This is a genomic window from Cellulomonas sp. URHB0016, from assembly GCF_054057935.1.
Genome location: NZ_JBSRZU010000001.1, coordinates 2,979,326 through 2,998,583, shown reverse-complemented (window position 1 = coordinate 2,998,583; position 19,258 = coordinate 2,979,326). Strand labels below are relative to the sequence as shown.

The 19,258-nt window shown below is 73.7% G+C and carries 19 protein-coding genes and 1 pseudogene; 11 read left to right on the top strand and 9 right to left on the bottom strand.

Annotation, left to right across the window (positions count from 1 at the left end; all coding sequences use genetic code 11):
- Nucleotides 1–16: 16 nt before the first annotated feature.
- A complete protein-coding gene (locus tag ACVW07_RS13795) occupies nucleotides 17–997 on the top strand; it encodes a DUF2332 domain-containing protein (RefSeq protein WP_456819804.1) in 981 nt (326 codons plus the stop codon).
- Nucleotides 998–1,086: 89 nt separating this feature from the next.
- Here ACVW07_RS13795 and ACVW07_RS13790 read toward each other — a convergent pair whose 3' ends face one another.
- Together ACVW07_RS13790 and ACVW07_RS13785 are read right to left on the bottom strand one after the other, a co-directional pair.
- Nucleotides 1,087–1,557 (bottom strand): hypothetical protein, encoded by a 471-nt coding sequence (locus ACVW07_RS13790; protein WP_456819803.1) that lies wholly within the window; start codon nucleotides 1,555–1,557, stop codon nucleotides 1,087–1,089.
- Nucleotides 1,558–1,658: 101 nt separating this feature from the next.
- Nucleotides 1,659–4,352: a PKD domain-containing protein gene (locus ACVW07_RS13785; protein ID WP_456819802.1), complete on the bottom strand. Its 2,694-nt coding sequence runs from the start codon at nucleotides 4,350–4,352 to the stop codon at nucleotides 1,659–1,661.
- A gap of 392 nt (nucleotides 4,353–4,744) precedes the next feature.
- Between ACVW07_RS13785 and ACVW07_RS13780 the strand changes: the two genes are divergently transcribed.
- Both ACVW07_RS13780 and ACVW07_RS13775 read left to right on the top strand, forming a co-directional pair.
- Nucleotides 4,745–4,912: a hypothetical protein gene (locus tag ACVW07_RS13780; protein ID WP_456819801.1), complete on the top strand. Its 168-nt coding sequence runs from the start codon at nucleotides 4,745–4,747 to the stop codon at nucleotides 4,910–4,912.
- A gap of 72 nt (nucleotides 4,913–4,984) precedes the next feature.
- Nucleotides 4,985–6,274 (top strand): MFS transporter, encoded by a 1,290-nt coding sequence (locus ACVW07_RS13775; RefSeq protein WP_456819800.1) that lies wholly within the window; start codon nucleotides 4,985–4,987, stop codon nucleotides 6,272–6,274.
- Between the two features lie 151 nt (nucleotides 6,275–6,425).
- Here ACVW07_RS13775 and ACVW07_RS13770 read toward each other — a convergent pair whose 3' ends face one another.
- Nucleotides 6,426–6,860: a DUF4259 domain-containing protein gene (locus ACVW07_RS13770; RefSeq protein WP_456819799.1), complete on the bottom strand. Its 435-nt coding sequence runs from the start codon at nucleotides 6,858–6,860 to the stop codon at nucleotides 6,426–6,428.
- 265 nt (nucleotides 6,861–7,125) lie between these two features.
- On the opposite strand from ACVW07_RS13770, the gene ACVW07_RS13765 reads away from it, so the two are divergent.
- On the top strand, nucleotides 7,126–8,430 hold the full coding sequence (locus tag ACVW07_RS13765) for a cellulose binding domain-containing protein (protein WP_456819798.1): 1,305 nt from the start codon (nucleotides 7,126–7,128) through the stop codon (nucleotides 8,428–8,430).
- A gap of 116 nt (nucleotides 8,431–8,546) precedes the next feature.
- On the opposite strand, the gene ACVW07_RS13760 is transcribed toward ACVW07_RS13765, so the two are convergent.
- On the bottom strand, nucleotides 8,547–9,089 hold the full coding sequence (locus ACVW07_RS13760) for a GNAT family N-acetyltransferase (RefSeq protein ID WP_456819797.1): 543 nt from the start codon (nucleotides 9,087–9,089) through the stop codon (nucleotides 8,547–8,549).
- A gap of 93 nt (nucleotides 9,090–9,182) precedes the next feature.
- On the opposite strand from ACVW07_RS13760, the pseudogene ACVW07_RS13755 reads away from it, so the two are divergent.
- The 3 genes and pseudogenes from ACVW07_RS13755 to ACVW07_RS13745 all read left to right on the top strand — a co-directional run bounded on the left by ACVW07_RS13755 (nucleotide 9,183) and on the right by ACVW07_RS13745 (nucleotide 10,919).
- A pseudogene (locus ACVW07_RS13755) lies at nucleotides 9,183–9,618 on the top strand (VOC family protein).
- A 5-nt stretch (nucleotides 9,619–9,623) separates the two neighbouring features.
- Nucleotides 9,624–10,265: a winged helix-turn-helix transcriptional regulator gene (locus ACVW07_RS13750; RefSeq protein WP_456819796.1), complete on the top strand. Its 642-nt coding sequence runs from the start codon at nucleotides 9,624–9,626 to the stop codon at nucleotides 10,263–10,265.
- A gap of 198 nt (nucleotides 10,266–10,463) precedes the next feature.
- Entirely contained in the window at nucleotides 10,464–10,919 is a 456-nt protein-coding gene (locus ACVW07_RS13745) for a hypothetical protein (RefSeq protein ID WP_456819795.1), read from the top strand.
- 127 nt (nucleotides 10,920–11,046) lie between these two features.
- Here ACVW07_RS13745 and ACVW07_RS13740 read toward each other — a convergent pair whose 3' ends face one another.
- Nucleotides 11,047–11,637 (bottom strand): DinB family protein, encoded by a 591-nt coding sequence (locus ACVW07_RS13740; protein WP_456819794.1) that lies wholly within the window; start codon nucleotides 11,635–11,637, stop codon nucleotides 11,047–11,049.
- A gap of 60 nt (nucleotides 11,638–11,697) precedes the next feature.
- Between ACVW07_RS13740 and ACVW07_RS13735 the strand changes: the two genes are divergently transcribed.
- The 3 genes from ACVW07_RS13735 (at nucleotide 11,698) to ACVW07_RS13725 (ending at nucleotide 14,092) form a co-directional block, all read left to right on the top strand.
- A complete protein-coding gene (locus ACVW07_RS13735) occupies nucleotides 11,698–12,477 on the top strand; it encodes a class I SAM-dependent methyltransferase (protein ID WP_456819793.1) in 780 nt (259 codons plus the stop codon).
- A gap of 53 nt (nucleotides 12,478–12,530) precedes the next feature.
- Complete coding sequence (locus ACVW07_RS13730) at nucleotides 12,531–13,307, top strand: MerR family transcriptional regulator (RefSeq protein ID WP_456819792.1); 777 nt, start codon at nucleotides 12,531–12,533, stop codon at nucleotides 13,305–13,307.
- 182 nt (nucleotides 13,308–13,489) lie between these two features.
- A complete protein-coding gene (locus tag ACVW07_RS13725; RefSeq protein ID WP_456819791.1) occupies nucleotides 13,490–14,092 on the top strand; it encodes a PilZ domain-containing protein in 603 nt (200 codons plus the stop codon).
- Here the strand turns inward: ACVW07_RS13725 and ACVW07_RS13720 are convergent.
- Together ACVW07_RS13720 and yiaA are read right to left on the bottom strand one after the other, a co-directional pair.
- Nucleotides 14,004–14,528: a DUF6314 family protein gene (locus ACVW07_RS13720; RefSeq protein WP_456819790.1), complete on the bottom strand. Its 525-nt coding sequence runs from the start codon at nucleotides 14,526–14,528 to the stop codon at nucleotides 14,004–14,006. The two genes, ACVW07_RS13725 and ACVW07_RS13720, sit on opposite strands and share 89 nt — an antisense overlap.
- 51 nt (nucleotides 14,529–14,579) lie before the next feature.
- A complete protein-coding gene (gene yiaA, locus ACVW07_RS13715) occupies nucleotides 14,580–15,050 on the bottom strand; it encodes an inner membrane protein YiaA (protein WP_456819789.1) in 471 nt (156 codons plus the stop codon).
- 292 nt (nucleotides 15,051–15,342) lie between these two features.
- On the opposite strand from yiaA, the gene ACVW07_RS13710 reads away from it, so the two are divergent.
- Complete coding sequence (locus ACVW07_RS13710) at nucleotides 15,343–16,797, top strand: cellulase family glycosylhydrolase (RefSeq protein ID WP_456819788.1); 1,455 nt, start codon at nucleotides 15,343–15,345, stop codon at nucleotides 16,795–16,797.
- A gap of 55 nt (nucleotides 16,798–16,852) precedes the next feature.
- Here ACVW07_RS13710 and ACVW07_RS13705 read toward each other — a convergent pair whose 3' ends face one another.
- Entirely contained in the window at nucleotides 16,853–17,872 is a 1,020-nt protein-coding gene (locus tag ACVW07_RS13705) for a zinc-dependent alcohol dehydrogenase family protein (RefSeq protein ID WP_456819787.1), read from the bottom strand.
- Nucleotides 17,873–17,896: 24 nt separating this feature from the next.
- On the bottom strand, nucleotides 17,897–19,141 hold the full coding sequence (locus ACVW07_RS13700) for a multidrug effflux MFS transporter (RefSeq protein WP_456819786.1): 1,245 nt from the start codon (nucleotides 19,139–19,141) through the stop codon (nucleotides 17,897–17,899).
- Between the last annotated feature and the right edge of the window lie 117 nt (nucleotides 19,142–19,258).

Sequence of the window (19,258 nt, the reverse complement as noted above, 5' to 3'; positions counted from 1 at the left end):
CGGGCATCCTGAGCCGATGGATCTGACGACCACCCGGCACCGCGACCCGGTCGCCGACGCCTACCGTGCCTTCGCCGAGCAGGAGGCCCGAGGTGTCTCGCCGACCTACGAGGCATGGGCGCTCGGGGTGAGCGAGGACGCCACCGTCACCGACCTCCTGCTGACGCTGCCGCCCGGCAAGCGCCAGCCGAACCTCGTCTTCGCGGCCGCGCGACGGCACGGCGCCCGAGGCGCGTACGACCAGCTCCGGTCCACCGTCCTGGAGAGGTGGCCGCAGGTCCGCGCGACGATCCTGGCCCGTGCGACCCAGACCAACGAGGCGAACCGCTGCGCGGTGCTCCTCCCCTACCTCGCGGAGCTGCCCCAGCCGCTCGCCCTTCTGGAGGTCGGCGCCGCCGCCGGGCTCTGTCTGCTGCCCGACCGCTACTCGTACCGCTACGACGACGGCACCGCCCTCGACCCCGACGCCGGCCGCAGCGACGTGGTGCTGCCCTGCGCGGTCGGTCCCGGTGTCGCCGTACCCGACCGGCTCCCGCGGGTCGCCTGGCGCGCCGGCATCGACCTGGCACCGGTCGACGTGCACGACGATGACGCGTGCGACTGGCTCGAGACGCTCGTGTGGCCGGAGCAGGACGACCGCCGCACCCGCCTGCGCGCCGCGGTCGACGTGGCGCGCCGCGACCGGCCGCGCATCGTGCGGGGCGACCTGCTCGAGGCGCTCCCCGCCCTGGCGGCGGAGGCGCCCGCCGACGCGACGCTCGTCGTCTTCCACAGTGCCGTCCTGGCCTACCTCGACCCCGAGGGGCGTGCGGCGTTCGTCGACCTGGTCGGCACGCTGCCCGGGCACTGGATCAGCAACGAGGGAGCACCGGTCCTGCCCGCGACCGCACATCTGGGCTCGGGCTCGGCCGGACGCGCCTTCGTCGTGATGGTCGACGGCGCGGTGCGCGGGTACGCCGACCCGCACGGACGCTCGCTGGTGGGGCTCGACGACTGAGCGCCCGGAAGCACCCGGACGCGGTCATCGACGCCGTCTGCCGCGGGACGGCGCGGCAGTCGACGCCGCCCGCGGTGCGCCGAGCCGCCTCACGCCTGCCACAGCTCCAGCAGCCACTCCTCGACACCGCTGTAGAAGAGCTCCCGACCCCGCCGTGCCGCGGCGTCGGCCCGCCCCCGGCACCGCACCCGCACGGCGTACCGGCCCGGCGCCGGCAGCCGGACGTCCTCGCCCGCCGGCAGCCCGTTCACCGACTCCAGCCGCAGCGACCCGCTGATCGCCTCGAAGTCGACCGTCGCCTCACGCTCCCAGGTCCCGCCCGCGTCGACCGGGTCCGCGGTCGGCTCGCCCGACAGCACCCGCAGCTCCACCGACGGCTGGAAGTCGTTGCCCGCCGAGTGCAGCACCGCGCCGTAGGGCGCCGTCGACACCAGCCGGTCCTCCCCTCGGGTGCCCCCGGAGCGCGACAGCGGGTTCTCGGGCGCGAGCACGTCGGTGAGCACGTAGACACCGAACTCGACGTCCGGGAGCTGCACGTACCGTGCCACCACCTCGGCCACCAGCACTCCTCTCGACGATCTCCCCGGCGGTCCCCCCGGACCGGCAGGTGCCCGGCCAGGCGGCGAGCCGGGCCGGGCACCTGTGTCCTGTCGGACCGCGGTCACGGGCGGCTGATCAACACCTGGCCCTCGCTCATCGTCCTCGGGTCGGCGATGTCCACGTCGAAGTCGGCGTCGGGCGAGTTGTCGAACAGCGTCCCGGTGCCCGGTGTCAGGCCCTCGGCCAGCGGCCAGACCAGCGTGCGCACCTTGCTCGTGCCCGGCTGGCACGGCGGGGGCGACTGGGCGCAGCCCTGGTAGCCGTAGACGACGAACCCGTAGCCGGGCTTGTTGTCGACGCTGCCGGTGCCCTTGGCCACCGTCTTGCCGTCCGGTGTCACGACCAGCCACTCCAGGTCGCGCGCCTCGAGCCGGAACGAGGTCGCCGGGACCCAGAGCGCGGCGCGTCCGGTCGGTGTGGCCGAGCCGTTGTAGTAGCGGCCGGTCAGGTGGTGCCACGAGGGGCCCGTGGCGGCGGACTGCGCCGCCACCGCCGATGCCGCCGCCGGTGCCTTCGCCGGTGCCGCCCCGCCGGGTGCGGTGGAGCCGCCGAGCGCGGACGAGCCGTCGAGGTTCGTCCAGCCCGCGTCCGGGTCGTACACGATGACCATCGTCTCGTCCTTGGCGCTGCCGCCGTCGTCGTCGGCGACCGTCGCCTCGATCGTGTACATGCCGGGTGCGGTGAACACGTGCCGCCGGTCGCACGTCCCGCCGGACGCCGGGTACCCGTCCGTCGACCCGTCGTCCCAGCTCACCGAGCACGTCAGCGGGTCGTTGCCGGCGTCGCTGACCGTGGCCGTCAGGTCGACCGGGGTGCCGGCCCGGAAGAGCGTCCACGGCGCCGGCCCGGTGAGCTCGATCTTCGGCGGCACGTTCCGCAAGGTCACCTGGGCGCTGTCCGAGACCGCACCGTCGGGCGAGTCCGCCGTCAGGGTCACGGTGAACACCCCGTCGTCGTCGCAGGTGAACGAGGTGGCCGCCCTGGCCGCGTTGCCGAACGAGCAGGAGGTGCCGGCGTCCGCCTCGACCGTCGAGTACGTCCACCGTGCGGCCGCACCACCCTCGGACAGCGAGTGCACCGACCCGTGCAGGGTGACCGGCGACCCCTCGTCACCGGTGACGTCGGGCCCCGCGTTGACGCTGGTGTGGTGCGCGGGAACGATCCCCCCGGCGCCCTGGCCACCGCCGCTGCCGGTGTAGCCGTCGTCCCCCCGGACCACGATGACGTAGTACGGGTCGTCGTGCAGGATGCGCTGCGTGCCGTACCAGTTCCCGATCCGCCGGCCCAGCTCCTGGTTGTCCCAGCCCGGTATCACGCGCGCCGAGTAGTTGCCGTTGGCGGTCGCGGCGCCCTGGTAGGTGGACGCCAGCGGGTACTCGTCGCAGTCGTTGCCGCCGTCCGCGTAGTTCGTGCCCCAGTACAGCCGGCAGGTGCCGCGGGCGGTCTCGCGGTTCGCGCGGTAGATCGTGCCCTCGTACCCCGGGTACAGCCGGTGCAACGGCGACGTGTTCGGTGCGAACGGGCTGCCCGGCATCGACTTGCCGTCCAGCGGTGGCAGCGTCAGCTCGGGCCGGAACTGGGCGTCGTAGACGTGCGCGGCCGCCTCCGGGTACTCCGGGTTGTCCGTGCTCACCGGGATCTGCTCGGTCACCCGGTTGAACATGCAGCCCCGCCGGCCCACCAGGTAGGTCGCCGAGTCGCAGCGCCACTCGTTGCCGCCGATCGTCACGGAGTCACCGTCCGGGCCCTCGACCGCGAGCTCGGTGTCGAACTCGAAGTAGGCGAGGGTGTCGCGGCCCTGGCCCTCGGTCGGGTCGTGCAGGAACCGGATGAAGGTGCCGCCGTCCAGCATCCACTGCGCCACCGTCTTCGTCTGGCCGTGGTCGAACGGGTGCTGCAGGCAGAGCGCGCCGTCCGTCTGGGCCTCGCACTGCATGCCGACGCGCAGCACCATCGCCGGGCCCACGCCGGTGGTCGTGAACTCGTCGAGCAGCGTCACGAACCGCATCTGGTTGTAGCTCGCGTCGACGTACTCGTCGTCGATCCGGGGCATCGAGCCGTCCCAGCCGTACCCGATCGTGGTCATCCGGAACGTCGCCGTCCCGATCACACGCCTGTAGACGCAGCGGAACGGACCGATCCGGGTGCACACCTCCGTCTTGGCGCGGAACCGCCCGGTCTGGCACCAGTAGTAGTGGCTGACCACGAAGCCGCCGGAGCCGCGGGCGAAGTCCTCGTCCTGGCAGTCGGTGATGTTCACCTGCTGCAGCGGCGCCAGCGCCTGCGGGGTCAGCCCCTGCGCCGTCGCCCCGTCCGACCCGGGCGCCAGCCTGCCCTCCGGGACGGCGTCGACCTGCGGGTCGTCCTGCGGCGGGTCGGTGTCCTCGGGTGGGTCCGTGTCCTGGGGCGGATCCGTGTCCTCCGGCGGGTCGGCGTCCTCGGGCGGCAGCTCGGTGCCTTCCGGCACGGGGGGCCGCGCACGGGTGCCGTTCTGCGTCACCCGCAGGCGCTCCTGCGCGTCGGCGGCGGACACGTCGTCCTCCTGCGCCGCCCGCAGCTGCGGCTCGGTCGACGACGCCTCGCCCTCGTCGCCGAGGTACTCGATCGTGGAGTGCGTCTCCTGAGCACCCGACGTGGCGGACGCGCTCGCGGCCGAGGGCGACGGCGCCCGTGCGGTCGACGACGCTGCTCCCGGTGCGGTCATGGCCAGCACGGTGGCTGCGCTCACCGCCAGCACGACAACGGCTCGTCTCACCAGTCATCCCCCCTCGAGCGGTCGGCGCGTCGAGGTGGCGAGGCCGGCTCGTTCCACTGGTGCCGGATCTGCCGGCACATGACGTGGCGGCGCCGAGCCTAGGGCGGGCGTCCGCACGGGCGGGACCCCCCAGGGGACGAGTTGGCGGAAACCCGCCGAATTTGGGCGTCCCGGACCGTGACGCCGTGGCCGAGGACCGGCGAGGGGTTCCGGCCCTGCGGCACATCGGGCAGGCTGAACGGGGCCGTCGGGTCGGGTGCGGCACGGACCGGGAGGGCGCGCGACGAGGGGGACCGGGCTTGTCCGTACCTGGGACGACGCGGCAACGAGAACGGCGGGCGGGGCCGGGGCGGCCCCCCGGTGGTGGTGCCACCGAACGCCAGCTCACCATCGTGCGGCTGCTGGCCGAGGGGATGAGCGACCAGGAAGCGGCCGCGGCGGCGTTCATCGGGGAGCGGACCCTCCAGCGGGACCTGGCCGGCCTGATGCTGACGCTGGGGGTGCGCAACCGGTTCCAGCTCGGCTGGGAGGTGGCACGGCGCGGCTGGCTGGAGGACTGACCCGCCGCGCGCGGCGTGGGAGACCTCGGGCACGGCGCCGGACTCCCGACGCCGGTGCGGTAGGAAGCACCCGTGACCTCACCTCCGGCCCTGCGCGAGTCACGCGGCTTCACCCGCCTGTGGACCGCCTCGACGGTGTCGTCCTTCGGCACCTACGTCACGATCCTGGCGGTCCAGGTGCTGGTGGTGGACGTGCTGCACGGCGACCCCCTGGACGTCGGTCTCGTCAACGCGGCGCGCTGGCTGCCGTATCTGCTGTTCGGGCTGCTCGCCGGGGTGCTCGTCGACCGGGTCCGTCGCCGTCCGGTGCTCGTCGCGACCGACCTCGCCAGCGCAGCAGCCCTGTCGGCGATCCCGTTGCTGGCCGCCGTCGGGTCGCTGACCGTCGGCCGGCTCGCCGTGCTGATGGCCGCGTTCGGGCTGTGCTCCCTGGTGGGCGACGCGGCGTTCCAGTCGTTCGTCCCCCGGCTCGTCCCTGCGCCGCTGCTCGGGCCCGCGCACGCCCGGCTGGACCAGTCCGACGCGGTCGCGCAGGTGAGCGGGCCGGCGATCGCCGGTGGTCTCGTGGTGGCCCTGGGCGCGCCGCTGGCGGTGCTCGTCGACGCGGTCAGCTACCTGGCCTCCGCCGTCCTGCTGTTCACCGTGAAGGTCGAGGAGCCCCCAGGTCGCTCGTCGCGGCGGGTGCGGGACATCGGTCCCGAGATCCGTGAGGGACTCCGGTGGATCTACCACCACCCGACGCTGCGGCCCCTCGCCGTCTCGACGCACGCGTGGTTCGCCTGCTCGGCCGTGGCCGGAGCCGTGATGTCGCCGTTCGCGCTGCGGACGCTCCGTCTCAGCCCTGGCACGTTCGGGCTGGCCCTCGCCGCCGCCGGCGCCGGCGCGCTCGCGGGCTCCTCGGTGGCGGTCCGGCTGGGCGACCGATGGGGCGCGGGGCACGTCATCATCGGCGCACGGTTCGGCACCGGGATGGCGTGGTGCCTGATGGCGGGTGCGTCGCTGCTGGTCCCCGCGGGGCCGGTCGACGGGACGTGGTGCGGGGGACCGGCCTGGGCGGTGTTCGCACTCGGTCAGCTGCTGCTCGGGCTCTGCATGGGGGCCGAGAACGCCAACGAGATGGCGTACTGGCAGACCGCCACCCCCGACCGGCTGCAGGGCCGGACCAACGCCACGAGGCGGTCCGCCAACCGTGCGGTGATCGTCGTCGCCGCACCCCTGGGCGGCATGCTCGGCAACGCGGTCGGCGCCGGGGCCGCGCTCGTGGTGGCCGGGTCCGGGTTGACCGTCGTCGCGGCACTGTCGGCGGCCACCAGGTTCCGGCGAGCCCGGCTCGGCGACGCGTACACGTCGGTGCCGGGCTGAGCGCCACGCCTGCGACCGGCGCGTCGGGGCGGTGCACGAGCGGGCCGACCGAGCGGACCACGACGGCGGTCAGGAAGGCGTCGGGCCGACCGAGCGGACCACGACGGCCGTCAGGAAGGCGTCGGGCCGACCGAGCGGACCACGACGGCCGTCAGGCGGGCGCCGAGCCGCCCGCGTGGCCACGGAGGGCGGCGACCACCGGTTCGATCGCGCCGCAGGCCTCGTCGAGGGAGTCGGCCTCCTCCCACAGCTCGCGCCACTCCGAGCCCTCGGCGACGACGCGGTCGACCGCCCGCAGCGCCAGGTCCACCTCGCCGGGGTCGAGGCGCAGGCCGACGAGCGTCTCGACGTCCGGGCCGTAGTTGTGGTTGACGTCAGGACCGTCCGGCAGTCCCGCGGCGACGACGGCGGCCGCCGCGAGCGCGACGCTGGCGTCGTCCAGGTCGAGGTCGTCGTCCGCCTCGACCGCCGCCAGGAGCGCGGTCCGCACGAGGGCGGGACGGTCCGCCGCCTCGGCGTCGTCGAGGCCACCGGCCCAGTCCGCGGCCGTGTCGTTGTCGAAGATCCCGCTTCCCCACGCTCCCATGGGCAGACCATAGCCGGGGGTGCGGCGCCCGCGGACCGCAGGCCCCACCGGCGAGCAGCCGCCCGACACCGTCCACGGTCTGCCGGACGCACCACCGCGTCCCGGCTCGCGCGGCCGGCCGGACGCCCGCCGCCCGTCTCCTCGTGAACCGTTTCGCCTCTTCCGGTCCCGCGTGGTAATCGATGTAGATTCGCTGGACCCGCGGGACTCGACCCGCGACCGCCGCCTCCGGCACCGTCGCCGGGGCCCGTCGAGGGAGAGACCCGTGCGACACCTCACCCCGTCCCGAGGCCGGCGCGTCCTGCTGACGGCCGCCGTCGCCGTGCTGGCGACCGTCGGGCTCACGGCGCCGTCCTCCGCGCTGACCGGCGGCGGCGTCCAGGCGGCCGCCACGGCCGGCTGCGGCAAGCCCGCGGGCCTGGCGACCGGCACGCAGACGATCACGAGCGGCGGCCAGTCCCGCATGTTCCGGCTCGACGTGCCGTCCGGGTACGACCGGAACCGTCCCTACCGGCTCGTGCTGGCGCCGCACTGGTGGCACGGCACCTCGGCGGACGTGGTGAACCAGGGCTTCTACGGCCTCAAGCCGCTCGCGGGCGACAGCACGGTGTTCGTCGCCCCGCAGGGCATCGACGACGCGTGGCCCAACACGAACGGCCAGGACGTCGCGTTCATCGACGACGTGCTGCGCACCGTCGAGTCCGCGCTCTGCATCGACACCACCCAGCGGTTCTCCACCGGCTTCAGCTACGGCGGCGGCCTGAGCAACGCCCTCGCGTGCGCACGGGCCGACGTGTTCCGCGGCGTCGCCGTGCTCAGCGGCGCTCAGCTGTCCGGCTGCGCCGGTGGCACCCAGCCGATCGCGTACCTCGGCTCCCACGGCGTCGTGGACAGCGTGCTGAACATCTCGCAGGGCCGTGCGCTGCGGGACCGTGCGCTGCGGAACAACGGCTGCCAGTCGCAGCAGGCACCCGAGCCGGCAGCGGGCAGCGGCACCCACATCCGGACCGCGTACACGTGCCGCGACGGCTACCCGGTGGTGTGGATCGCGTCCGACGCCGACCACCAGTGGGACGTGCGGGACCGTGGGCAGCAGCAGTCGTGGGTGCCGGGTGAGGTCTGGCGGTTCTTCACGTCCCTGACGTCGACGACACCGACGCCCACCGCCACGCCGACTCCCACGCCGACGGCCACGGCCACACCCACACCGACCTCCACCCCGACGCCCACCGTGACGCCGACGCCCACCGCGACTCCCACGTCCGGCCCCACGACTCCCGCGGGCGCCTGCACGGCGACCTTCCAGACGGTGCGGGCCTGGACCGGCGGCTTCCAGGCGGAGGTGACCGTCCGGGCAGGGGCCGCGTCCACCGCATGGAGCGTCAGCTGGCGCACGTCGGGCGAGCGCGTCGACCAGGTGTGGAACGGCACGGTGACGTCGCAGGGCGATCTCGTCGTCGTCCGGAACGCGGCCTGGAACGGCGGGCTGCCGGCCGGCGGCACCACCACGTTCGGCCTGCTGGGCAGCGGGACGCCGCCGACACCGACGCTGACGTGCGCGAGCTCCTGACGGAGCGCACGGCCTGACGGGCGCCTCCGCCTCCACCCGCGGTGGCGGCGGGGCGCCGGACGGCGCCGCCCACCTGCAGCGTGCGGACGTCGGCGGCCGCACGGTTCACACGCCGGTCAGCCCGGTCGGAGGGCCGAGTACAGCAGCATGTCGACCCGCCGGCCGCCGATCACCTGACGGCTCCGCAGGAGGCCCTCGCACCGGTAGCCGACCTTCTCGGCGGTCCGCGTGGACGCCACGTTCCACGGCTCGATGTCGAGCTCGACACGGTGCAGCCCGGTGATCGTCCAGGCGAACGTGGTCAGCGCCGTCAGGGCCCGCGCGGCGACACCGCGGCCGCGTTCGTCGGGCGCGACGCCGTAGCCGGCGGTGGCGCGTCCGTGCTCGATGTCCCGCAACCACAGGCCGGCCTGCCCGAGCGCACGGTCGTCCTGGACGTCGGCGATGCAGAACGAGTACCCGACGCCGGCCGCCAGGCGGCCCTGCTGCCGCGCGATCCACTCCCTGGCCTCCTCGATCGTGGCGTCGGCGACGAGGGTGCCGGTCAGGGGCACGTAGGGATCGGTGGAGAGGCGCCGCGCCATCGCCGCGTCACGCGGTTCGAACGGGCGCAGCCGGACGCCGGCGAAGGTCGGGGCGACTGCCGGCATGGTCAGCATGAAGGCCAGTATCGAGGGCGAGGCCTTGACCAGCTGCTTGTTTTTTGCAAGCGTGGTGCTCGTCCGCACGCCCATCTGACACGGGAGACCACGATGACCGCCATGTTCGTCAACCTGCCGGTGACCGACCTGGAGCGAGCCAAGGCGTTCTACACCGCTCTCGGGTTCACCATCAACCCGCTCTTCACCGATCACAACGCCGCGTGCGTGGTCGTCGAGGAGGACCACAGCGCCTTCATGCTGCTGGTGCGCGACTACTTCCAGACCTTCAGCAACCGGCCGATCGGCGACCCGGCGCAGGCCGTCTCGACGTCGACCGCGATCTTCCTCGACAGCCGGGAGGCGGTCGACGCGACGCTCGCCGACGGGCTCGCCGCCGGCGGCACCGAGGACCAGCCCGCCTCGGACTACGGCTTCATGTACCAGCGTCAGCTGACGGACCCCGACGGTCAACGTCCTCGAGTTCGGGTATTTCGACCCGGTCGCCGCCGGCCAGGGGCCGCAGGCCTTCCAGACGCAGCAGGCCTGAGGTCCGTGGCGGCACGCGAGTACGGGCAGTACGGCGGCGTCACGCGCGCCGTGGAGCTCGTCGGCGAGCGTTGGGCGCTGCTCATCGTCCGCGACCTGCTCGTCGGGCCGCGCCGCTACGGAGAGCTCGCGGCGGGCCTCCCCCGCATCCCGAGCAACATCCTGGCGGCGCGGCTCAAGGAGCTGCAGGCGGCCGGCGTCATCCGCCGGGCACCGCGCTCCCGGGTGATCGTCTACGAGCTGACGCCGTACGGCCGTGAGCTCGAGCCCGTGGTGCTCGCGCTGGGCGCCTGGGGCTTCAAGGCGATGGGAGACCCGCGCGACGAGCAGATCATCACCCCCGACTCCATGACGATCGACCTGCGGACCGCCTTCCGCCCGACGGTGGCGGCCACGCTGCCCGCCACCGCCTACGGGGCCCGCGTCGGTTCCACCCCGCTGCTCATCCGGGTGGACGGCTCGACGCTCGACGTCACGCGCGGGGACGGACCGGTCGACCTCGCGTTCGCCGCCGGCCCGGGGATCCACCGGATCATCTCCGGCGAGCTCGCGCCGGACCGCGCGATCGCGTCGGGCGACGTCGAGGTGCTGCGCGGGCGCGGCGAGCTGCTCGACCGGTTCGCGAGCACCTTCCACCTGGCCGCCTGACCGCCAGGGGCCGCGCGCCGACCGGCTCGACCCGGCCGGCGCGCGGGACGCCCGCGTCACCCGCAGGGGGGTGCGGTGGCACGCCGGGCGCACCCGATCGGGCGAAACCGGGCGAATCCGGCACCGTCGGTCCGGCCCACCACGCACACTCGAGGTCCGGCGCGGAGCGCGTCGTCGTCGAGCCAGGAGGATCGTCACGTGTTCGGCAGCCGCACCACCCTCCCCGACCCGCCGCTCCCTGCGCACGAGGACGACTGGTCCGAGGGCCAGCTGGCGGCCTTCCACCAGCAGCTCGCGGTGGCGGTCACGTCGGACCCCGGCTCGACGCACGTCGCGGCGCTGCTCGACGAGGTGCCCGACACCCCCCGGAACGTCGCGTTCCTCATCGAGCACCTCGTCGACGAGCACGCGCGGCGGGCTCGCGGCGAGGGCCGGGCGCGCCAGGTCGTCAAGGGACCGGTGCCCACGGGGCCCGTGCCGCGCGTCGGCCACATCCTGGTCGTGCGGTGGCTGACCCGACGCGAGGCGACGGGACGCCGGGTGATCCGGCACGTCGCGCACCCCCGGACCTCCGCCGTGCCACGGTCGGCACGGACCGGTTGGCTGGTGCTCCGGCACCTGGCCGACCAGCTCTCCTCGCCCGCGCCGGCCTGATCGCTCCTGCGGGCACCGGCCCGGTCGCTCTCGCGGGCACCGGCCCGGTCGCTCTCGCGGGCACCGGCCCGGTCCCGCGGCCACGCCGACGCCGGCGCGGGACCGGATCCGGGGACGGCCCGGCCCCTCACTCGGCCGGGCGGACGGCGCGAGCGGCCGCCTCGACCTGCGCGCGGTACGTCGCCCGGGCGGCCAGGGCCGCGTCGTCCAGGGCGGACGGCCGGCCCGGGACCTCACCGACGGCGCCGTCGAGCCCCTCGCGGAGGATGTCGGCGTGGCCGGCGTGCCGGCTGGTCTCGGTCAGGACGTGGACGACGACGTTGAAGAGCTTGACCTCCGGCCTCGGCCACCACGGCACGTGGCCCGGGGTGTCGACGGGCAGCGCGTCGATGGTCGCGTCGGCGTGCCGGCACGCCCGCTCGTAGCGTCCCAGGATGTCGGCGCGCGTCTCGTGCTGGGTCACCCACAGGTGTTCGCGGTTCGCGGCGGCGTCGTCCCAGCGCGGGATCGGCTCGGGGAACGGCCGACCGAAGATCTCGCCGAGGTAGCGGGCCTCCGCCACCGCCAGGTGCTTGACGAGCCCCAGCAGGTTCGTGCCGGTGGACGTCAGTGGCCGCCGGGCGTCGTACTCGGAGAGCCCGTCCAGCTTCCACAGCAGCGACTCCCGGGTCCACCGCAGCTCGTCGCGCAGGTACGCCTTCGCGAAGTCGTCGATCATGGCGCCAGCCTCCCAGCCGGGAGTAGGGACCGCGTCCTGACCTGTGGTTCCATAGCGCGGGTGAGAGACCGTGAACGCCCGGCGGGCGACTTCGACTACGAGCAGCACGGCACGGGTTACGCGGCGGTCCGCCGTCCGGACCCCCGGATCGCGGCACAGGTGCACGCCGCGCTGGGTGCCAGCCGGACGGTGCTGAACGTCGGTGCCGGGACGGGGTCGTACGAGCCCGCCGACCGGTACGTGCTGGCGGTCGAGCCGTCGGCCGTGATGCGCGCCCAGCGACCCGCCGGTGCGGCCCCCGCGGTCGACGCGACCGCGGAGCACCTGCCGTTCGACGACGACAGCTTCGACGCCGCCATGGCGACCGTGACCGTCCACCAGTGGAGCGACGTGGAGCAGGGCCTGCGCGAGCTGCGCCGGGTGAGCCGGGGGCCGGTCGTCGTGCTGACCTTCGACGCGCCCCTGCTGCACGAGTTCTGGCTCGCTGACTACGTCCCCGAGGTCATGGAGGCCGAGGTCGACCGGTTCCCCACGCTCGACCAGGTGACCGGCGCCCTCGCCCCGGGCAGCACGGACGTCCGCGTCGAGGTGGTGCCCGTGCCGTGGGACTGCATCGACGGGTTCGGCGAGGCGTTCTACGGCCGACCGGAGGCCTTCCTCCGTCCCGAGGTGCGCGGCGCGACGTCCGCCCTGGCCCTGGCCGACCCCGGCGTGATCGAGCGCGGGCTGGACCGCCTCGAGGCGGACCTGGCCAGCGGCGCGTGGGACCGGGCGTACGGGCACCTGCGCACGCAGCCCGAGCGCGCGGGCGCGCTGCGCCTCGTCGTCGCGCGGGCCTGAGAAGCCCCCAGGGCTTGACCTTCGAGCCGGGTCGAAGGTTTACCGTCGGGCTCATGAGCTACCGCATCGCCGAGGCCGCTGACCTGGTCGGTGTGCCGGCCACCACGCTGCGCTACTACGAGGAGATCGGCCTCGTGGCGGCGCCCGCCCGGGGCGGCAACGGGTACCGCAGCTACGACGACGGCGACATCGCCCGGCTCCGGTTCGTCACGGCCGTGAAGAACCTGGGCCTCCCGCTGTCGGACGTCGGCGACCTGGCCGAGGCGTACGACGCGGAGGACTGCTCGACCGTCGCCCACCAGGCCGTCGAGATGGTCTCCGCACGGCTGGCCGAGGCCCAGGACCGGATCGCCGAGCTGGTGGCGCTCGCCGCGCAGCTGCAGACCGTCTCGGCCCGCCTGGCCGTCGCGCCGGCGGCCGGCCCGTGCGGTCCCGACTGCCCCTGCGCGACGTCGGCGCCCGAGCCGCTCGCGGACCGGCGCACGTTCGTCCCGCTGACCCGCGGCGCGGTTCCGGCACCCGGGGCGGCCGCTGTGCCCGTGGCCTGCTCGCTGGACGCGGAGGCGGTGCCCGACCGGGTCTCGGACTGGCAGGCGCTGGTGCCGCGGGCGACCGCCCGGGAGGCGATCAACGGCGGCGTGGCCCTGACGTTCGGCGCGTCCCCCGAGCTGGCCGCGGAGGTTTCGCGGCTGGCAGCGGCCGAGCAGGACTGCTGCCCCTTCTTCACCTTCACCCTGCGCCTGACCACCGGGCAGCTCCGCCTGGAGATCAAGGCACCCGCGGACGCCGCCGACGTGGTGGCCGCGATGTTCGGCACGGCGTCACCCTGATCGTGCAGGCTCCACGCGGCACGGTGGCCTCCGACGCCCGACGGTGTCGCCCGCGTCACCCCTGCCGGTACCACCGGCCCCGCGGCAGTGCTCATCAACGGCCGCCGCGTGCCGATCAGACGGTCGCGAACATCGCCATCTCGCCGCACCAGTGCGGCCATGTCGACCGGACGGACCCCACCATGCACGACCTCGCACGCTGCGCCCTTGCGGCCGGTGGCCAGCTGCTCGACGGCCACGTCGACGCCTTCGACGACGACACGCTCACCTTCGGCGCCGAGCACGGCGTCATCGGCGCGGTCCGGGTCGGCGAGGACGTCGAGGTCCTGGTGCTCGACGAGGTGCGGGGAGAGGTCCGGTACAGCGGCTGGGTCGCCGGCGTCGGCGCGACGACCGTGCAGGTCTCGGGGCTCGAGCTCACGTCCATGGTGCAGAAGCGGAAGGTCGCGCGGGTCAGCATCGCGCAGCTGTGCACGGGCGTGGCGCGGACGCCGGGCGGGGCCTCCCGGCCGATCTCGTTCGTCGTGGTCGACGTCGGTGCGCACGGCATGCGGATCTCCACGACCGCGGAGCTGACGGAGCAGGACAGGATCACGTTCCAGTTCCCTGCCCCGGAGCGCGCCGTCGCCCTGGACGCCGAGGTGCTGCGGTCGCAGACCACCCGCAGCAAGTCGACGCAGTACGGGTGCCGCTTCGTCAACCTCGCGGAGAAGGACGCGGACGTCCTGTTCGCCTTCGTGCTCCAGACGCAGGGCGCCCAACGGCGCGCGCGTCTGCAGCCCTGACCCTCCCGGAGCGCTCGGCGGCCACGGGCCGCCGGTACAGGGTCGTCAGCCGGTAGTCCTTCAGCGGGCCTGTCGCGTGCCAGACCTCCTCGAACCAGTCGTCGCCGAGGAACCGTCCGGCCACCGTGTAGGTGTCCCGGCCGCACGAGTGCTCGGCCGCCCAGCGGTCGTCCACCACGTCGAACCGGTAGAACGGACGGCCGTCGCCGAACAGCACGTCGACCGACCGCGCGCCCGCGCTGCGCAGCAGGAGCCGCCGGACCGCCGGCAGGACGTCATCACCGAAGGTCAGGACCCCGTGCTCGACGTAGGCCACGCCCTCGTCCGCCGTCGGCTCGAACCGCGCCGTACCGCGCAGGCGTCCTTCCACCCCGGCACGGGCGTCCACGACGGCACGGTCGATCGACCACTCACCGAGGAACCTGTCGACGACCACGGTCGTGAGCCTGCCACGTGGTCCGCGCGCACCGCAGGGACGGGACGACTCTCAGTGCCAGACGGTCGCCTGGGTGTCCTGCTCGGCGGGCACCGGCGGGACCGGGGGCACCGACGCGGGGGCGGAGGCGGCCAGGTCCCGCACGTTCTTCTGGACGGCGACCACGGAGAACAGCGCCATCGCGTAGCCGAGGCCGAAGAAGCCCTTCTCCGAGAGCTCCAGCGACGAGTTGCTGAGACCCGTCGCCACCAGCACGAGGGAGATGAGGACCATGCTCCACGCCAGGCCCAGGAAGATCCCCGTGACCGGGATGCCCTCGGCCCGGTCCCGGACCGACTTCTGCAGGGCGATCGCCGAGAACAGGCCGAGCAGCAGCAGCGTGCCGTAGAAGCCCTTCTCCGAGAGCTCCATCTTCGCGTTCCACAACCCGATGCCGAACGCGCTGACGGAGATGAGGAGGGCGACCCACGACGCGCCGACGAAGGCGGCGGTCGGTCGGGCCGGGACGGGCTGCTGCGACATGGGATGCTCCGGAGGTCGGGCTGCCGGCATCGTGCCAGCCGCGCCCACGATGGTGATGGTCCGGAACGCCCGACCGCAAGCATCTCGCCGCACGCCCCTCGGTCGGGCTAGCGGTCCCGCCGGCGGCCACGTCGGGCGCCTAATCGTTTACATCGCGGCCCACGGCCGCGAAGGGGTGGCAGGGAGCGCCGCCACAGCGCACCCTTTTGCCTGCCGCCTGACGAAAGCCCGCGCACGGTCTCCCCCGAACGTGCCGGTCGTCGGCGCACACCACTCATCGACGAGGAGCTCTATGTCACAGCGCACCAGGGCCGCCGCCCTCCTGTCCGCCGCCGTGCTGGCGGTCACAGGGATCGGCGCCATCACCGCAACGTCGGCACAGGCTGCGGTCGGCTGCAAGGTCGACTACTCCATCACCAACCAGTGGGGAGAGGGCTTCGGCGCCAACGTCACGCTGACCAACCTCGGGGACAACCTCGACGGCTGGACGGTGGGCTGGACCTTCGCGTCGGGCCAGAAGGTCACCCAGCTCTGGAACGGCACGGCCACCCAGTCGGGCAGCACGGTCTCCGTGCGCAGCCTGAGCTGGAACAGCGCCGTCCGCAGCGGAGGCACGACCAGCTTCGGCTTCAACGGCTCGTGGAGCGGCTCCAACCCCGTCCCCACCGGCTTCACCGTGAACGGCACCGCCTGCACGGGCTCGGTCACCACCACGCCGACCCCGACGCGGACGGCGACGCCGACCCCCACGCAGACCCAGACGCCGACCCCCACCCCGACGCCGACGCCGACGGTGACCCAGCCGACGGGCTCGACGCCGCTGGCGATCAACGGCCAGCTGCACGTGTGCGGCGTGAACCTCTGCAACCAGTACAACAAGCCGATCCAGCTGCGCGGTGTCAGCACGCACGGGCTCCAGTGGTTCGGGGCGTGCTACAACACGAACTCCCTCGACACGCTCGCGTACGACTGGAAGGCGGACGTCCTTCGCATCGCGATGTACGTCAACGAGAACGGCTACGTCACCGACCCGGCCGGCTTCACGGCGAAGGTGAACAACCTGGTCGACCAGGCCGAGGCGCGTGGCATGTACGCGATCATCGACTTCCACACCCTCACGCCGGGTGACCCGAACGCCAACCTCGACAACGCGAAGACGTTCTTCAACAACGTGGCCACCCGCAACGCGTCGAAGAAGAACGTGATCTACGAGATCGCGAACGAGCCGAACGGCGTCACGTGGGACCAGATCCGCACCTACGCCAACCAGGTCATCCCGGTGGTCCGGGCGGCGGACTCCGACGCCGTGGTCATCGTCGGCACGCGCGGCTGGTCGTCGCTCGGGGTCTCCAACGGGTCGAGCTCGGCCGAGATCATCGCCAACCCGATCACGTTCTCGAACATCATGTACACGTTCCACTTCTACGCGGCGTCCCACACGGACAACTACCGCACCGAGGTGAAGAACGCGGCGAGCAAGCTGCCGATCTTCGTCACCGAGTGGGGCACCACCAGCGCGACCGGTGGCGGCACCGTGGACATCGCCAGCTCCACGGCGTGGCTCGACCTGCTCGACTCGCTGAAGATCAGCCACACCAACTGGACGTACTCGGACGCGAACGAGAGCAGCGCCATCTTCAAGTCCGGCACCTGCTCGGGCTCGAACTACGGCACGAGCCAGCTCTCGACCTCCGGCCAGTTCGTGCGGAGCCGGATCGTCACGGCGGACAACTTCCCCACCAGCTGACGAACGACACGACGCCGCCCCGGAAGCCCTGGCTTCCGGGGCGGCGTCGTGCGTGCTACAGGGTGAGCAGCACCTTCGTGGCGCGCCGCTCGTCCATCGCCTGGTACCCCTCGGCCGCCTTGTCCAGCGGCAGCGTGAGGTCGAAGACCTTGCCGGGGTCGATGGTGCGGTCCCAGATGAGCCGGATCAGCTCGGGCAGGAAGCGGCGCACGGGCGCCGGGCCGCCGTGCAGGTGGACGCCGGAGAAGAACAGCTCGTCGCCGGGCAGCGACACGTCGTGCGCGACGCCGACGTACCCGACGTGGCCGCCGGCCCGGGTGGAGCGGATGGCCTGCATCATCGACTCCTGGGTGCCGACCGCCTCGATGACCGAGTGTGCGCCGAGGCCGCCGGTCAGCTCCTTGACCCTCGCCACCCCCTCGTCGCCCCGCTCCTCGACGATGTCGGTGGCGCCGAAGTACCGCGCGAGGTCCTGCCGGTCGGCGTGCCGGGACATCGCGATGACCCGCTCGGCGCCGAGCTGCCGGGCGGCGAGCACGCCGAGCAGACCCACGGCGCCGTCGCCGACCACGGCGACGGTCTTGCCCGGCCCGACCTCGGCGGCGACGGCGGCGAACCAGCCGGTGCCGAGCACGTCGGAGGCGGCCAGCAGCGACGGCACGAGGTCGGGGTCCGGCGTGCCGGGCGTCGCGACGAGCGTGCCGTCGGCGAGCGGGACGCGCACGTACTCGGCCTGCGTGCCGACGGACCCCATGGGGACCGCGTGCACGCAGCGGGACTGGTAGCCGGCCCGGCAGATCTCGCACGTGTTGTCGGAGGCGAAGAAGGACCCGACGACGAACTCACCGACCTTGACCTCCCGCACCGCGGAGCCGACCTCCTCGACGACGCCGACGTACTCGTGGCCCATCGGGGTGTGGTCGACGTGGTCGGCGCCGCGGTACGGCCACAGGTCGGACCCGCAGATGCACGTGGCGGCGAGCCGGAGGATCGCGTCCGTCGGCTCGACGATCGTCGGGCGGGGGGTCTCGTCGACCCGGACGTCGCCCGGGGCATACATGACGACTGCTCGCATGGGTGGTGCCTTTCTCTCGGGGTGCTACCGGTGCGCGGTCGGCGCGACGGCAGGTGTGCGTGTCCGGCCCGTGCGGGGTCGGGCGGTCAGTGCCAGGAACGTCCCCGCGGCCAGCAGGAGGGACGTGACGGTGACGAGGCCGAGCGGCAGGATGCTCGCGGCCCCGGCGACGCCGACGAGCGGCGCGGCGATGCCGCCGAAGCCGAAGCGCACCATGCCCAGCAGCGAGGACGCGGTCCCGGCCATCTGCGGGTAGGGGGTCAGGGCCAGCGTCGTGGCGGGCGGTGAGCTGAACGCGACGCCGCAGGCCAGCACGAGGAGGGCGCCGATCACCACGCCGACCGGCACCGACGCGAGCCCCGCGAGCAGCAGCCCGGCCGCGCCGACGCCGGCGACCGTCGTCCCCGCGAGGAGCGTCGGGCGGGCGCCCCACCGGGCCGAGCAGCGGCCGGCCAGGTGGCCGGACACCATGTACCCGGCGGAGTTGAGCCCGAACGCGAGCGCGTAGCCCTGGGGTGACAGCCCGTAGACGCCCTGGAGCACGTAGGTCGCCCCGGCGAGGTACGCGAACAGCGCCGCGTACACGAGCCCCTGGCTGACCACCGCCCCACGGTAGGTCCGGTCGGAGAGCAGCACACGGTAGTCGCGGGCGGTCTGCGCGAACCCGCCCGTGGCCCGCAGCCCGGCCGGCAGCGTCTCCGGGAACAGCGCCAGGACGGCCAGCAGCAGCAGGACCCCGACGGCCGCGAGGACCACGAACATCCCGCGCCAGTCGGTCAGCGTGGTCAGCTGACCGCCGACCAGCGGGCCGACGACCGCGGCGAGCCCGCCGACGACCGTGAGCTGCCCGTAGAACCGCATCAGGCGGTCACCGTCGAGCACGTCCCGGCCGGCGGCCTGCGCGATCACGATGCCGACGCCGCCGGCGAGGCCCTGCACGAACCGGGCGGCCACCAGCAGCTCCACGCTCGGGCTCGCGGCGCACAGCAGCGACGTGGCGACGTAGGCCGCCACCCCTACCAGGAGCACGGGCCGCCGGCCGAGCCGGTCGGAGAGCGGCCCGGCGACGAGCTGGCCGAGCGCCAGGCCCACGAGGCACGCGGTCACCGTCAGCTGCGCCGTCGAGGTGGCGGCACCGAGCTCGGCCGTCAGGGCGGGCAGCGCGGGCAGGTAGAGGTCCATGGAGAGGGGGCCGAACACCGTCATCAGGAGCAGGAGCGTCGGCAGCCGGTGGGCCAGGTCCAGGCGGGGGGATCGCGACGAGGGCATGTCCACCAGGGAACCGGGCGCCCGGGACGGCCGGGAGCCCCTGTGGAGGGGTGTACCCGCGGTGCACCTCATGCCGTGGACTCCCGCACCGCCGGCGACCGGCCTACCGTCGGAGCC

Excerpts from the sequence above, each read along its gene's own strand:
- ACVW07_RS13700 (WP_456819786.1), bottom strand. The coding sequence starts at position 19,141 with ATGCCCTCGTCGCGATCCCCCCGCCTGGACCTGGCCCACCGGCTGCCG.
- ACVW07_RS13770 (WP_456819799.1), bottom strand. The coding sequence starts at position 6,860 with ATGGGAGCGTGGGGAAGCGGGATCTTCGACAACGACACGGCCGCGGAC.
- ACVW07_RS13710 (WP_456819788.1), top strand. The coding sequence starts at position 15,343 with ATGTCACAGCGCACCAGGGCCGCCGCCCTCCTGTCCGCCGCCGTGCTG.
- ACVW07_RS13730 (WP_456819792.1), top strand. The coding sequence starts at position 12,531 with ATGAGCTACCGCATCGCCGAGGCCGCTGACCTGGTCGGTGTGCCGGCC.
- ACVW07_RS13795 (WP_456819804.1), top strand. The coding sequence starts at position 17 with ATGGATCTGACGACCACCCGGCACCGCGACCCGGTCGCCGACGCCTAC.
- ACVW07_RS13725 (WP_456819791.1), top strand. The coding sequence starts at position 13,490 with ATGCACGACCTCGCACGCTGCGCCCTTGCGGCCGGTGGCCAGCTGCTC.
- ACVW07_RS13705 (WP_456819787.1), bottom strand. The coding sequence starts at position 17,872 with ATGCGAGCAGTCGTCATGTATGCCCCGGGCGACGTCCGGGTCGACGAG.
- ACVW07_RS13740 (WP_456819794.1), bottom strand. The coding sequence starts at position 11,637 with ATGATCGACGACTTCGCGAAGGCGTACCTGCGCGACGAGCTGCGGTGG.
- ACVW07_RS13760 (WP_456819797.1), bottom strand. The coding sequence starts at position 9,089 with ATGCTGACCATGCCGGCAGTCGCCCCGACCTTCGCCGGCGTCCGGCTG.
- yiaA (WP_456819789.1), bottom strand. The coding sequence starts at position 15,050 with ATGTCGCAGCAGCCCGTCCCGGCCCGACCGACCGCCGCCTTCGTCGGC.